This window comes from Pseudomonas azerbaijanorientalis (assembly GCF_019139795.1).
Lineage (GTDB): Bacteria > Pseudomonadota > Gammaproteobacteria > Pseudomonadales > Pseudomonadaceae > Aquipseudomonas > Aquipseudomonas laurylsulfatiphila.
In genome coordinates, this window is sequence record NZ_CP077078.1 from 4,821,448 (window position 1) to 4,836,427 (window position 14,980).

Sequence of the window (14,980 nt, forward strand, 5' to 3'; positions counted from 1 at the left end):
GAATTCTGAAAAAACCGTGCTGTACTCACTTCAACGTTCTGGAGGTGGTTCTGCAGTCCATCGGCTGGATGCTCAAGGCAGCATAATCTCGAAAGGGCACTCTCTTATGTCTCTGTTAAAACGTTCGGCGACTGAGTTGGTAGGTACGTTCTGGCTGGTATTGGGTGGTTGCGGCAGTGCGGTGTTGGCGGCGGCTTTTCCAGAGGTGGGGATCGGCTTGCTCGGGGTGTCCTTCGCGTTTGGCCTGACCGTACTGACCATGGCCTTCGCCATCGGCCATATTTCCGGCTGTCATCTCAATCCTGCGGTATCCCTCGGCCTGGTGGTCGGTGGGCGGTTTCCGGCGAAGGAATTGCCGGCCTACATCATTGCCCAGGTCATTGGCGGCGTGATTGCAGCCGCCCTGCTGTACTTCATTGCCAGCGGCAAACCCGGTTTCGAACTGGCGGGAGGCCTGGCGTCCAACGGCTACGGCGAACACTCGCCTGGCGGCTATTCAATGGCGGCAGGGTTTGTCTGTGAACTGGTGATGACCGCGATGTTCATCCTAATCATCCTCGGCGCCACCGATAAACGTGCACCGGCAGGACTGGCGCCGATTGCCATCGGCCTGGGCCTGACGCTGATCCACCTGATCTCGATCCCGGTCACCAACACCTCGGTCAACCCGGCGCGCAGCACCGGCCCGGCGCTGATCGTCGGCGGCTGGGCGATTCAACAACTGTGGATGTTCTGGGTCGCACCGCTACTCGGTGCAGTCGCCGGCGGTGTGCTGTATCGCTGGCTGGGCAAGGAAGACAACTGACACGCCATACGGTGAAGATCAGCCTTGTCGATAAGGCAAGGCTGACTTCGCATCCTCAGCATAAGCCAGCACCCCCAGCCGCTCCTGCTCCAGAAAGTCTTTCACCGCCGCCTTCAACCCCGGATGCCGCAGGTAGTGCCAGGAATGGGTGATGACGGGCTCGAATCCACGAATCAGTTTGTGCTCGCCTTGCGCACCGGCATCGAAACGCTGGAAACCGTTGGCGATGGCGTAGTCCATCCCCTGGTAGAAGCAGGTCTCGAAATGCAGGCGATCGAACTCCGCCAGGCACCCCCAGTAACGGCCATAAAAGCTGTCGCCCCCCACCAGACTGAACGCCATCGCCACTGGCCGTGAACCCTGCCTGGCCAGCACCACGCGAATCGACTCTGGCATGCGTTCGGCCAACAGGCTGAAAAACTCCCGCGTCAGATACGGCCTTTGCCGGCGCACCGCGTAGGTATTGGCGTAGCAGGCATAGACGAAATCCCATTGCGCCTGACTCAACTCCCGCCCCTCCAGCCATTCGAACTCGAAACCCTGCCCGGCCACCTGCTCGCGCTCCTTGCGCATCTGTTTGCGCTTGCGCGAACTGAGCACGTCGAGGAAGTCCTGGAAATCCCGATAACCGCGATTCTGCCAGTGATACTGACAGCCAACGCGCTGCAACCAGCCGGGCTGCTCGCTCAATGCCGCATCGGTGAATGGATCGGTAAAGTTGATGTGGGCGCTGGAAAGCCCTTCGAGTTCAAGATAGCCCGGCAAGCTTTTCAACAGTTCGAAACCGTCTTCGACCGTGGCCGCTAACAGTCGCGGCCCGGTGACCGGACTGAACGGCACCGCGGTCAACAGTTTGGGGTAGTAATCGATGCCGGCGCGTTCGCAGGCATCGGCCCAGGCGTGATCGAACACGTACTCGCCGTAGGAATGCCACTTGCGATAACCGGGCAGCGCGGCGATCAGGCGCTCACCTTCAACGTGTAGCAGATGCTCGGGCTGCCAGCCGGTACGGGGGCCGACACTGCCGCTGTCTTCCAGTGCACTCAAAAAAGCGTGACGCAGAAAAGGCTGGTTCTCCGGCACCATTGCATCCCAGGTCTGCGGGGCGATTTCTGACAGTTTTTGCAGGCTTTGCAACGGCATCACCGTCCTCACTCTTCATGGCGTGAAAGCCCCGCGAGTATCGCCTATCGCTCCACATTGCACACGGGCAAAGCGACGACAGTGCTCTAACTCAATAGTTCACGACAGCTTTGTATCGTCATCGACACGACATCACATTGCCACTGCTCTGTAATAAACCATCGCAATAATGGCGCCTGTTTTTAGAGCGCCGGGTTATACCCGGCCACAGTTTTCCGCCCCTTACGGTCGGTTGTGTCCCGGATGGCTCTGTCATCCCCTCTCATCTTCGGAGATTGATATGCGTCTTGCTTCCACGAAAACTGCGGCGGCCTTGTGCGGTGGCCTGTTGCTGGCCATGAGTGTTCCGGCCAGTGCCGCAGTCGACGCCAAACTGCTCGACATGCTCAAGGCTAACGGCTCGATCACCAACGCGCAGTACAGCGAATTGCAAGCCGAGCTGGCCAGGGATCAGAAAGAACAGCAGATTGCCCGTCAGGCTCAGCAAGAGACCAACGAGCAAATCGCGGCCACCGCGAAGAAAACCGACACACTGAGCGCCTTCGACCAGAAGCTTGCATGGGCGGCAAAGACCCAGTTCAAGGGCGACGTGCGCTTTCGTCAGGAAAACGTCCACAACGATGGCGTGCCAAACAACAAGGACCAGGATCGTCAGCGCATTCGTGCCCGCCTGGGTGCCTACAGCGAAATCAACTCGCAGGTCGACACTGGCATCCGTATCGCCACCGGCAGCAACGACGACGCTCGCTCGACCAACCAGGACCTGAACAACTACTTCGACAAGAAGCAGATCTGGCTGGATCAGGGTTACATCGACTACCACCCGGATGCGATCAAGAACCTGCACCTGGTTGGCGGCAAGATGCCGCAACAATGGGTGAGCATGGGCGACATCATCTGGGATAGCGACATCAACCCGGAAGGTCTGGCCGTCACCTACAAATACCCGTTGAGCGGCAGCACCGAGCTGTTCGGTAGTGCCGGTCACTACACCCTCAAGGACAACGTCGATGGCGAAGGCGTGCAATTCAAGCACGACCTGCGTCTGTACGCCGGCCAGTTGGGTGCGCGCTTCGCCATCACCGACAGCATGAAAATGACCTTGGGCGGCAGTCTCTATGCCTACGACAACGATGACAGCAGCGCCTGCCCGACCTCGGGTACCGTTACTACGCCATGCGCACTGGCCGTCAACGGCAACAGCCCGGGCGAACAGTTCAAACTGTACGAAGGCTTTGGTCAGCTGGACTTCAGCAACCTGCCAGTACCGCTGTCGATCTACGGTCAGTACGTGAACAACGCCGATGCCAGCAACGACCAGGACACTGGCTGGCTGGCCGGTGTGAAGTCCAAGCTCTACGGCTTCAACGTGGACTACAACTACCGCGACGTGCAGCGTAACTCTGTGGTGGGCGCCTTCACCGACTCCGACTTCGCCAACGGCTTCACCGGTTCGCGCGGCAGCAAGCTGAAAGTGAGCTACGACCTGGACAAGAACTTTGCCCTGGGCGCGACCTACTACATGGCGACATCGGACCAGACCAACGCCAACATCAACAAGAAGGATTCGGACATCAACACCCTGCAACTGGATGCCGAAGCCAAGTTCTGATTCACCCCGCTACACGACTCGGGCAAGGAAGCCCGGGCCCCTTTTACAGCCTGGCGTTGATGTATCGGTCCCCATCATCCTCCGATGCATCAACGCGAGACTGTTTTCTCTCCCGCAATAACCTCCAACCTCCCGCAAAAAAAGATCGCAGCCTTCGGCAGCTCCTACAGGACCGGATTCATCGCGATGTCACGTTGAAACCGTAGGAGCTGCCGCAGGCTGCGATCTTTTTAAGCCGCAGACTCAGCGCTTGCGCAGCAACACGCTACCAATCGAGTAACCGGCGCCGAACGAGCTGAGCACGGCCAGCGAACCGGCAGCCAGATCGTCCTGGTTCTTGTGGAACGCAATCACGGAACCGGCGGAACTGGTGTTGGCGTAGGTGTCGAGAATCACCGGGGCTTCCTGTTCGGTCGCATCGCGGCCCAGCAGTTTCTTGACGATCAGGTGGTTCATGCTGAGGTTGGCCTGGTGCAGCCAGAAGCGCTTCACGTCGCTGATGTTGAGCTGGTTCTGTTGCAGATGCTCAGCGATCAGCTCGGCCACCATCGGGCAGACTTCCTTGAACACCTTGCGGCCTTCCTGCACGAACAGTTTGTCCTTGGCGTCGATGCCCTCTTCCGCCGCGCGGTTGAGGAAGCCGAAGTTGTTGCGGATGTTGTTGGAGAACTTGGTCAGCAGCTTGGTGCTGACGATGTCGAACTGGTACGGGGACGTCGCCAGGTCGGCACGCTCGATGATCACCGCGGTGGCGGCATCGCCGAAGATGAAGTGGCTGTCGCGGTCACGGAAGTTCAGGTGGCCGGTGCAGACTTCCGGGTTGACCATCAGGACCGCGCGGGCCTGGCCCAGTTGCACGCTGTTGGCGGCAGTCTGGATACCAAAGGTCGCCGAGGAGCACGCCACGTTCATGTCGAAACCGAAACCCTGGATGCCCAGCGCTTCCTGGACTTCGATGGCAATGGCCGGGTAGGCACGTTGCAGGTTGGAGCAGGCGACGATCACGCCATCGATATCCGCTGCAGTCTTGCCGGCACGCTGCAGGGCTTGTTCGGCCGCGCCGATGGCCATCTGGCAAAGCACCGACCATTCGTCGTTGGAGCGCTCCGGCAGGCGCGGGGCCATGCGTTGCGGGTCGAGAATGCCGTCCTTGTCCATGACAAAGCGGCTCTTGATGCCGGAGGCTTTTTCGATGAATGCGGCGCTGGACTCGGTCAACGCCTGCACTTCACCGCGTGCGATGGCGTCGGCATTGTCGGCGTTGAATTGCGCGACGTAAGTATTGAAAGACTGGACCAGCTCTTCATTGGAAATGCTGTTGGCCGGGGTGTACAGGCCGGTGCCACTGATGACGACGTTATGCATGGTCGTGTCTCTAATCTGTTCAGGCAGAAAGTATTGGTACCGTCGTACCAACACACAAAGGGTCTATTCCCGTCCGGGGACGCAAACCTGGCATCGCTTTATTCCGACCTGCCCGCGACCGTGAAGGCTCAAAACCGCGGGGCCGGCATTTATAGGCGCGAAGTTTGCCATAAACATTGGGTTTTGGCGCCTTTTTGCTGGATGAACCCTACCTGCGGGCCATGCAAAACTGTGGGAGCGAGCTTGCTCGCGATTGCGGCCTGACAGGCAACATAGATGTTGAATGTGATGCCCCCATCGCGAGCAAGCTCGCTCCCACAGGGTATTGCAGTGGTCTCAGGTCTAGGGTTCGACCTGGCTCCACTGCTTGCTCAGGCGCTTGTCGGAGATCGGCACCTTGGTTCCCAGTTGTTGCGCAAACAGCGAAACCCGGTATTCCTCCAGCCACCAGCGATACAACTCCAGCTGCGGATCGCGCTTGCCTTCCTGGGCATGTTTGCTGGCGCGAGTCTGGTATTGCGTCCACAGGCCGCTCAATTCGCCGCTCCAGACCCGGTCGCGCTGCACCTGGGCAGCGATTTTTTCGAAACGCTGCTCAATGGCCTTGAGGTAACGCGGCAACTCCTTGAGCCACTGCATCGGTGTTTCCCGGACAAACCCCGGATAGACCAGGTGGCTGAGCTGCTGCTTGATGTCATTCAGGGCCACGGCCTGCGCCAGGTCGATCTTGCCCTTGAAGCGTTTTTGCAGACCATGCCAGAGCTTGAGGATTTCCAGGGTCAGCTTCGCCACACGCTCGGCGTGCTCGGTCCAGGCGCCACGCTTGCGTTCGGCCAGGGACGCCAATCCGGCGCCATCGCGTGGCAGCGGGTCTTCACCTTCGAGAATGCAGCTGTCGAGGCTGGCCAGCAGAATGTCTTCCACCAGCGCATCGACACGCCCCATGTCGCGGTACAGCAGGCCCAGTTCGGTCAGGCCCGGCAACTTGCCGCGCAGGAATTTTGCCGACTCGGCCAGTTGCTGCATCAGCAGGCGTTGCAGGGCACGGCGATGCTGGAACTCGGCCTCGGCCGGCGTCGAGAAACGCCCTTCCTTGACCGTGCCGGCTTCTTCCACCAGTGCCGGATAGACCGTCATCGACAGTCCGGCGATCTTCTGCTGGGTTTTCTCGGCCACGGCGGCGAAGACTTTCGGCTCCACCGGCTGCTGGCTCTTCGCGGTTTGCGGCACCGCCAATGCGGCCTGGCTGGCCTCGGCGAAACGCGCCGTCAACTCGGCCAGATCACGTCCTTCACCGAGGAACTTGCCCTGGCCGTCGACGATTTCCAGGTTCATCCGCAGATGGCTTTCGACTTGCTGTGCCGCCTCGGCCCAGGCCTCATCACTGACCCGCGCTCCGGTCATGCGCAGCAACTCACGACCCAGGGCCTGGGGCAGCGAGCCCTCGGCAAAGGTCATGCGCTGCAGGGCGGCCTTGACGAAGTCCGGCACCGGCACGAAGTTTTTGCGCAGGGCCTTGGGCAGGTTGCGCACCAGGGCAATGCACTTGGCTTCGATGACACCCGGCACCAGCCATTCCAGGCGCTCCGGCGGCAGCATCGGCAACAGCGGTGCCGGCACGCGCAGGGTCACGCCGTCCCGTGGATGGTTGGGCTCGAAGTGGTAGCTGAGGGCCAACTCCAGATCGCCGATGTGCAGCGTATCCGGGTAATGCTGTGCGGTGACCTCGCTGGCTTCACGGGCCAGCACGTCTTCTTCGCGCATGATCAACAGCTGCGGATCTTTCTGACTGTTGATCCGGTACCAGCTGTCGAAGGTCGCGGTCTGATGAATCTCCGCCGGCAGGCGCGCGTCGTAGAACGCGTACAGAGTTTCTTCATCCGCCAGGATGTCGCGACGGCGGGCCTTGGCCTCCAGTTCGTCGAGTTGTTCCAGCAACTGCTTGTTGGCGGTCAAACACTTGGCTTTGGACTGAATCTCGCCGCGCACCAGCGCTTCGCGGATAAACAATTCGCGCGAAACCACCGGGTCCACCGGGCCGTAATGCACCGGCCTCCGCCCGACCACGATCAACCCGAACAGGGTGATCTGCTCGAACGCAACCACCTGGCCGCGCTTCTTCTCCCAGTGCGGTTCGAAGTGGTTTTTCTTGATCAGGTGCCCGGCGAGAGGTTCGATCCAGTCGGCGTCGATCTTCGCTACCATGCGCGCGTAGAGCTTGGTGGTTTCCACCAGTTCGGCGGTCATCAGCCACTGCGGACGCTTCTTGCCGATGCCCGACGACGGGTGAATCCAGAACCGCCGCTGACGCGCGCCGAGGTAATCGCCCTCTTCGGTTTTCTGGCCGATCTGGCTGAGCAAACCCACCAGCACCGCTTTGTGCAGTTTCGGGTAATCCGCCGGCTCTTTATTGAGGCTCAGCTGCATGTCGCGGCAGATCAGGCTCAACTGGCGATGGGAGTCACGCCATTCGCGCAGGCGCAGGTAATTCAGGAAATTCTTGCGGCACCAGTTGCGCAGCGGGTTGGCGGTCAGCGCCTGGCGTTGCTCTTCGAATCCGCGCCACAGATTGACCAGACCGGCGAAGTCCGAGTCGGCGTCTTTCCACTGGGCGTGGGCCTGATCCGCCGCTTGCTGACGCTCCGGCGGACGTTCGCGCGGGTCCTGGATCGACATGGCGCTGGCGACGATCAGCACTTCCTGCAAGCTGCCGAGCTTCGCCGCCTCCAGCAACATGCGCCCCATGCGCGGGTCCACCGGCAGCCGCGCCAATTGGCGACCGAGGGGCGTCAACTGGCTGTTGCGATCCACCGCCGAGAGTTCCTGCAGCAGGTTGTAACCGTCGCTGATGGCCTTGCCATCCGGCGGCTCGATGAACGGGAACGCGCTGACCTCGCCAAGACGCAGGTGCAACATCTGCAAAATGACCGCCGCGAGGTTGGTCCGCAGGATTTCCGGATCGGTAAATTCCGGGCGACCGAGGAAATCCTCTTCGCTGTACAGGCGCACGCAAATACCCGGCTCGACCCGTCCACAACGGCCCTTGCGCTGGTTGGCGCTGGCCTGGGAAACGGCTTCGATCGGCAGGCGCTGGACCTTGGCCCGGTAGCTGTAACGACTGATGCGCGCGGTGCCGCTGTCGATCACGTAACGGATGCCCGGCACCGTCAGCGAGGTTTCCGCGACGTTGGTCGCCAGTACCACGCGTCGCCCCGGGTGCGACTGGAAAATCCGCTGCTGCTCGGCCGGCGACAAGCGCGCGTACAACGGCAGGATTTCGGTGTGCTTGAGCTGGGCCTTGCGCAGCATGTCGGCGGCGTCGCGAATCTCGCGTTCACCGGGCAGGAACACCAGCACGTCACCGGGACTGCGGCGTTCACTGCGCTCATACGCGGCGATTTCGTCGAGGGTGGCGAGGATCGCCTGATCCACCGTCAGGTCGTCCTCGACGCGGTTACCCTCTTCGTCCTGCTCCAGGGTCAGCGGGCGATACCAGGTGTCCACCGGGAACGTACGGCCGGACACCTCGACAATCGGAGCATCGTCGAAATGCTTGGAGAAACGCTCAAGGTCGATGGTCGCCGAGGTGATGATGACCTTCAGGTCGGGACGGCGCGGCAGCAGGGTTTTCAGGTAGCCGAGCAGGAAGTCGATGTTGAGGCTGCGTTCGTGGGCTTCGTCAACGATGATCGTGTCGTAGCGTTCCAGATAGCGGTCGTTCTGGGTTTCCGCCAGCAGGATGCCGTCGGTCATCAGTTTGATCAGGGTATTGGAATCGCTCTGGTCCTCGAAGCGCACCTGATAGCCGACCAGGGAGCCGAGCGGCGTGCCCAGCTCTTCGGCAACCCGGCTGGCCACGCTGCGCGCGGCGATCCGCCGTGGCTGGGTGTGGCCGATCAAGCCATGCTGGCCGCGACCGATCTCCAGGCAGATCTTCGGTAACTGGGTGGTTTTACCCGAGCCGGTCTCGCCCGCGATGATCAGCACCTGATGCTTTTCCAGCGCCGTCTTGATTTCGTCGCGCTTGGCGGCAATCGGCAAACTGTCGTCGTAACGAATCACCGGCAGGCTGGCGCGGCGCGCCAGCACCTGCTCACAGGACGCCTGCATGCGCGCCACCCACTGGCCCAGTTTGGCCTCATCGGGTTTCTTGCGCAGCTCAAGCAACTGCCGCCGCAGCCGGTGGCGGTCGGCGAGCATGGCGTGATCAAGGTTTTTCAGCAGTTTGTCGATGGAGGGCGATTCGTCGGTCATCGGGTACGCAATTCAGTCGTCTAGTGGCGCAGGGTGGCGATTGTCGCAGATTTGCCATGGATTGCGGGGGTTCGTGGCTGGTTCTCCTGTAGGAGCTGCCGAAGGCTGCGATCTTTTGATCTTGCTTTTCAAAGATGTCGAAAAAATCAAGATCAAAAGATCGCAGCCTTCGGCAGCTCCTACAGGAGTTTGTTGTGATCGTTCCCACGCAGAGCATGGGAACGATCAGGTTGAATTATTCGTTGTCGAGGCCTTTACGCCGATACGGAAACACATCAATCACCTTCCCCGCCCGAATCGCCTCCTGCAGGCTCTTCCAGTAATCGGCGTTGTACAGCTCGCCATGCAACTGATCGAACAACTTGCGCTGCCCCGAATCGGCAAACAGGAACGGCGGAAACTCTTCCGGGAACACATCCAGCGGCCCGATCGAGTACCAGGGTTCGGACGCCATCTCGTCTTCCGGCGTGCGCGGTTGTGGAATGTGGCGGAAGTTGGCCTCGGTGAGAAAGCAGATTTCGTCGTAGTCGTAGAACACCACCCGGCCGTGACGGGTGACGCCAAAGTTCTTCAGCAGCATGTCACCGGGAAAGATGTTGGCCGCCGCCAGTTGCTTGATCGCCAGGCCGTAATCTTCCAGTGCTTCGCGCACCTGCGCTTCGTTGGCGTTTTCCAGGTACAGGTTAAGCGGGGTCATGCGCCGTTCGGTCCAGCAGTGACGGATCAGCACCGTGTCGCCTTCGACCGACACCGTGGACGGCGCAACGTCCAGCAGCTCCTCCAGGCACGCCGGGTCGAACTTGCTCAGCGGGAAACGGAAGTCGGCGAATTCCTGGGTATCGGCCATGCGCCCAACCCGGTCGACGCTTTTCACCAGGCGGTACTTTTCGATCACCGTGGCGCGGTCGACGTTTTTCGATGGCGAGAAACGGTCCTTGATGATTTTGAACACGGTGTTGAACCCCGGCAGGGTGAACACGCTCATGACCATGCCGCGCACGCCGGGGGCCATGATGAACTGGTCGTCGGTGTTGGCCAGGTGATTGATCAGCGCCCGGTAGAACTCCGACTTGCCGTGCTTGTAGAAGCCGATCGAGGTGTACAGCTCGGCGATGTGCTTGCCCGGCAGGATGCGCCGCAGGAAGCCGATGAACTCCGCCGGCACCGGCACATCCACCATGAAATACGAGCGGGTGAAGGAGAAAATGATCGACACGTCTGCTTCGTCGGTGATCAGCGCATCGATCTGGATGCCGCGACCTTCCAGGTGCAGCAAGGGAATTGCCAGCGGCCATTGCTCGTCGGCGGTGTAGATGCGCCCCACCAGGTACGCACCTTTATTACGGTACAGCACTGAGGAAAACAGCTCGACGCTCAGCTCCGGGTCCTTGCACACCCAGTCCGGCAGGTTCTCGCGCAATTGCGCTTCGAGGCGTTTCAGGTCACCGGACAGGTCGGCGTAATCCTCGCTGAAGCGGTAGTCGGCGAAGATGCTGGCAAGCATCGCCGACAATTGGCCTTGTGGCTTGTAGGTGCGGGTTTGCGCGGCCCGGGCACGGCGCAGGCTCGGCCGGGTGGTGTGGATGAACATGCAGCCGTCGCTGATCAGGTCATGGCTGAACAGCCCGCAGAAGATCGAGTTGTACCAGGTCTCGGACAATTCATCGTCGAAGCGCAGGTCGATCAGGCTGATGTAGGCACTTTTCACCAGTGGCCAGCAGCTGACGTCCAGGGTTTCGGCGTCAAACGCGGTGCGCAGTCGCTCCACCGTTTCACTGACTTTATCTTCGTACAGATTGATCCGCGCTGCCGACGCCGATTGTGTCTCTTGCCACCGGGCCTGTTCGAAGCGGGCCCGGGCACCGTCGGTGATCTGCCGGAAATGCTCGCGGTAATCGTCAAAGCCATCGAGGATCAAGCGGGCGATGTCGGCGGCTGGCCATTGCTGCGGCATGGTGAGACCTCTGCGGGAATTCGGGAGGCTTGAGCTTAGCCAGTGAAGCGGGTGCAGGAGAAGCGTAATTTTCCAGGCGCCGCGTCATCGACGCCCTGAAGAGTTCAATGCCCGGTTTTCGGTTGCCATCGATCACGCACTCAGCAACACTTTCGCCCCTTCATCATGGAAGGACCGCGCTGTGAACCCCGTCGATATTTTCCGTTTACTGTCCCTGGCGGCCATTTGGGGTGCGAGTTTTCTGTTCATGCGCATCATCGCCCCAGTGATCGGCTCCCTGCCCACCGCGTTTTTCCGCGTATCGATTGCCGCCGTCGGGTTGCTGGTGATTCTTGGCCTGATGCGCATCAGCTGGGATTTCAAGGGCAAACTCAAGACCGTGATGCTGCTCGGGGTGATCAATTCCGGCATCCCGGCGACCCTGTACTCCGTTGCCGCGCAGGTGCTGCCTGCCGGTTATTCGTCGATTTTCAATGCCACGACACCCTTGATGGGCGTGCTGATCGGTGGCCTGTTTTTCCATGAAAGGCTCACTGGCGCCAAGCTCGGCGGCGTATTCCTGGGCTTGTTCGGCGTGGGCGTGCTGACCCGTGCCGGTCCGGTGGCGTTCGATATGGCACTGCTGATGGGGGCCGTCGCCTGCCTGCTCGCCACCACGTGCTACGGATTTGCCGGATTCCTGGCCCGCCGCTGGCTCGATCAGGCCGGCGGTCTCGATAGCCGTTTGTCGGCACTGGGCAGCATGCTCGGCGCGACCTTGTTCCTGTTGCCGCTGTTTGGCTACAGCGTGATCAGCCAGCCACCGGCGAGCTGGGGCGGCTGGAGCGTGTGGCTGTCGTTGCTGGGCTTGGGGCTGGGCTGCACGGCGTTTGCCTACATTATTTACTTCCGGCTGCTGAGCTCGATCGGTCCGGTGAAATCGATGACCACGACCTTCCTGATCCCGCTGTTTGGCGTGTTGTGGGGGGCGCTGTTTCTCGATGAGCCGCTGTCGATGGCGCATATCTATGGCGGGGTGTTGATTGCGCTGGCGTTGTGGCTGGTGTTGAAGCCGGCTGCGGTGAAGCCGAGCTTGGTGGCTGAGCGGTAGAATTGTTGCGTTGCCGATGACGCCTTCGCGGGCAAGCCCGCTCCCAAAGGGTTTGCGCGGTCCTTGTGGGAGCGGGCTTGCTCGCGAAGGCGATAGACCAGACACCAACAATCACAAAGCGGAAAGACTCACCTCCCCATCCACCAACCGCCGAATCCCCAGCGGATTGCCGTTCTGCAACGCCTCGGGCAGCAGCGCATCCGGATAATTCTGGAAGCACACCGGCCGCAGGAAACGATCGATCGCCAGGGTGCCGACCGAAGTGCCCCGCGAGTCGGATGTCGCCGGATACGGCCCGCCATGCACCATGGACTCACAGACTTCGACCCCGGTCGGATAGCCGTTGAGCAAGATCCGCCCCACTTTCTCTTGCAACAGTTCCACCAGCCAGCGGTACTCCAGCAGTTCGTCGGCCTCGCCAATCAAGGTCGCGGTCAATTGCCCGCGCAAGCCCTGCAATGCTGCCGCCAACTGTGCCCGATCCTCGACCTCGATGACGATGGTGGTGGGCCCGAACACTTCCTCCTGCAGCAATTGATCGCCCTTGAGCAACAGGCTGGCATCGGCCTTGAACACCTGCGGCTGCGCCTGATTGCCCTGTTGCGGCCGGCCCGCCAGATGGCTCAGGCCCGGATGTTCGTGCAATTCGCCAAGGCCCCGGTTGTAGCTGGCCAGCGTGCCGGCATTGAGCATGGTTTGCGCCGGCTGCTGGTTCATGTGGGCGCAGAAAACCTCAAGAAAAGCACTGAACTGCGGCGAGCGCACACCAATGACCAATCCGGGGTTGGTGCAGAACTGGCCACAGCCCAAGGTGACGGAACCTGCCAATTGCGCCGCGATCTGCTCACCGCGCAACTCGAGGGCTTGCGGCAGCAGGAACACCGGATTGATGCTCGACATCTCGGCGAACACCGGGATCGGCTGCGGCCGGTTTGCAGCCATGTGGCTCAGGGCATTGCCGCCCTTGAGTGAACCGGTGAAGCCCACTGCCTGAATCGCCGGATGCTTGACCAGCGTTTCACCGACACCACCGCCGTAGATCATGTTGAACACACCCGCCGGCATCTCGGTTTTTTCCGCGGCACGGATGATCGCGTCAGCCACCCACTGTGCGGTTGCCATGTGCCCGCTGTGGGCCTTGAACACCACCGGGCAACCGGCGGCCAGTGCCGAGGCGGTATCGCCACCGGCGGTGGAAAAGGCCAGCGGGAAGTTGCTCGCGCCGAACACCGCCACCGGCCCCAGGGCGATGCGGTACTGACGCAGATCCGGACGCGGCAATGGCTGGCGATCGGGCAATGCGCGGTCGATGCGCGCACCATAGAAGTCGCCGCGACGCAGCACCATGGCGAACAGGCGCAACTGGCCGCTGGTGCGGCCACGCTCACCTTGAATACGCCCGGCCGGCAATGCTGTCTCGCGACACACGGTGGCGACAAACTCATCGCCCAACCCGTCGATTTCATCGGCGATGGCGTCAAGAAACCGCGCGCGTTGTTCCGCACTCAGGTTACGGTAGGTCGGGTATGCCGCAGCCGCCGCTTTGGCAGCGGCATCCACTTCGGCTTCGCTGGCCTGGAAGAAAGTTCCGGGCAAGGGTTCGCCGGTGGTGGCGTCGAGGCTTTGCAGCTGCAACGTGCCGTTGGCGCTGCGGCGGCCGCCGATGTAGTTGTGTCCAGGAAACAGGCTCATGTGGATTCCTTGATCGGTTAAAGACCTGCAGGGGTCAGAGTGTGCGTACCTGACCGATAGCCAGCGGCTGGGCGCTCTCGCCGATGCCGTTGACCAAAGGCGCACCGAACTCATCGAGACTGATCTGGAAGCTATCCCCCGGCTGGGTCTTCACACCGTCGGCAAACGACAGCGTGGCGGTACCGAAGTAGTGCACGTGAACATCGCCGGGACGCAAAAACTGCGCGTACTTGAAGTGATGAAATTCGAGGTTGGCCAGGCTGTGGCACATGTTGTCCTCGCCGCTGAGAAACTCTTTTTCCCAGATCGTCTGGCCGTTGCGCGTGATGCGGCTGGTGCCGACCAGATGTCTGGGCAACTCACCGACGCGCAGCTCCGGGCCAAAGGAGCAGCAACGCAGCTTCGAATGAGCGAGATACAGGTAGTTGCGCCGCTCCATGACGTGGTCGGAGAACTCATTACCCACTGCATAACCGACACGGTACGGCTGGCCGTCGTCGCCGATCACATACAGGCCGGTCAGTTCCGGCTCCTCACCGGCGTCCTCGGCAAACGGCGGCACCGGGAAATCCGCACCGGGACGCACGACGATGCTGCCGTCGCCCTTGTAGAACCACTCCGGTTGCGCGCCGACCTGCTCCGCCGCCGGTTTGCCGCCCTCCAACCCCCACTTGAACATGCGCATGGTGTCGGTCATGCCGGCTTCGACTTCACCGTCGTGCTGGTGCATTTTGTCCCGCGTCGCGGCGCTGCCCAGATGGGTCAGGCCGGTGCCGCTGATCAGGCAATGGGCGGGGTCTTCGTGGTCCAGCGGCGGCAGGACCTTGTGTTGCTGCAATAGCTGCGCGTAATCCGGACCGGGGTCGCTGCCGCGCCGGGTGATTTCTTCTTGCAGGCTGCGCTGGGCACGGATGGCGGCCAGGGCCAGTTCACGGGTACTGCGGGTATCGCGCAGTACCTGGACGCGAGTGCCCTCAACCACGCCAACCTGGCGTTGCCCGTCGGTGTTTTCAAACTGAATCAGGCGCATGTCGGCCCTCCGAAAAGTCGTGGTGGGCGCCGCGA

General features: G+C 61.2%; 9 protein-coding genes. 3 read left to right on the forward strand and 6 right to left on the reverse strand.

Annotated elements, in window-relative coordinates:
- Window positions 1-106 precede the first annotated feature (106 nt).
- Entirely contained in the window at window positions 107-805 is a 699-nt protein-coding gene (gene aqpZ, locus KSS91_RS21480; RefSeq protein ID WP_015096343.1) for an aquaporin Z, read from the forward strand.
- 18 nt (window positions 806-823) lie between these two features.
- On the opposite strand, the gene KSS91_RS21485 is transcribed toward aqpZ, so the two are convergent.
- Window positions 824-1,948 (reverse strand): GNAT family N-acetyltransferase, encoded by a 1,125-nt coding sequence (locus tag KSS91_RS21485; RefSeq protein ID WP_217836050.1) that lies wholly within the window; start codon window positions 1,946-1,948, stop codon window positions 824-826.
- A gap of 280 nt (window positions 1,949-2,228) precedes the next feature.
- Here KSS91_RS21485 and KSS91_RS21490 point away from each other — a divergent pair, with 280 nt between their 5' ends.
- Complete coding sequence (locus KSS91_RS21490) at window positions 2,229-3,560, forward strand: putative porin (protein ID WP_217836051.1); 1,332 nt, start codon at window positions 2,229-2,231, stop codon at window positions 3,558-3,560.
- Window positions 3,561-3,803: 243 nt separating this feature from the next.
- Here the strand turns inward: KSS91_RS21490 and KSS91_RS21495 are convergent, their stop codons facing one another.
- From KSS91_RS21495 to aceK, 3 genes are all read right to left on the reverse strand, one after another.
- Window positions 3,804-4,925: a beta-ketoacyl-ACP synthase III gene (locus tag KSS91_RS21495; protein WP_217836052.1), complete on the reverse strand. Its 1,122-nt coding sequence runs from the start codon at window positions 4,923-4,925 to the stop codon at window positions 3,804-3,806.
- Window positions 4,926-5,267: 342 nt separating this feature from the next.
- Window positions 5,268-9,179, reverse strand: coding sequence for an ATP-dependent RNA helicase HrpA (gene hrpA, locus KSS91_RS21500; RefSeq protein ID WP_217836053.1), 3,912 nt, complete (start codon window positions 9,177-9,179; stop codon window positions 5,268-5,270).
- 235 nt (window positions 9,180-9,414) lie between these two features.
- The gene (gene aceK / locus KSS91_RS21505; protein ID WP_116580286.1) at window positions 9,415-11,133 is read right to left on the reverse strand and encodes a bifunctional isocitrate dehydrogenase kinase/phosphatase; all 1,719 of its coding nucleotides are present in this window, start codon (window positions 11,131-11,133) and stop codon (window positions 9,415-9,417) included.
- Between the two features lie 181 nt (window positions 11,134-11,314).
- On the opposite strand from aceK, the gene KSS91_RS21510 reads away from it, so the two are divergent.
- Complete coding sequence (locus tag KSS91_RS21510) at window positions 11,315-12,223, forward strand: DMT family transporter (RefSeq protein WP_015096349.1); 909 nt, start codon at window positions 11,315-11,317, stop codon at window positions 12,221-12,223.
- A gap of 111 nt (window positions 12,224-12,334) precedes the next feature.
- On the opposite strand, the gene KSS91_RS21515 is transcribed toward KSS91_RS21510, so the two are convergent.
- Complete coding sequence (locus KSS91_RS21515) at window positions 12,335-13,915, reverse strand: aldehyde dehydrogenase (NADP(+)) (RefSeq protein WP_217836054.1); 1,581 nt, start codon at window positions 13,913-13,915, stop codon at window positions 12,335-12,337.
- Window positions 13,916-13,949: 34 nt separating this feature from the next.
- Window positions 13,950-14,945 carry an AraD1 family protein gene (gene araD1, locus KSS91_RS21520; RefSeq protein WP_217836055.1) on the reverse strand — a complete coding sequence of 332 codons (996 nt, stop codon included), beginning with the start codon at window positions 14,943-14,945 and terminating at the stop codon, window positions 13,950-13,952.
- Window positions 14,946-14,980: the final 35 nt, after the last annotated feature.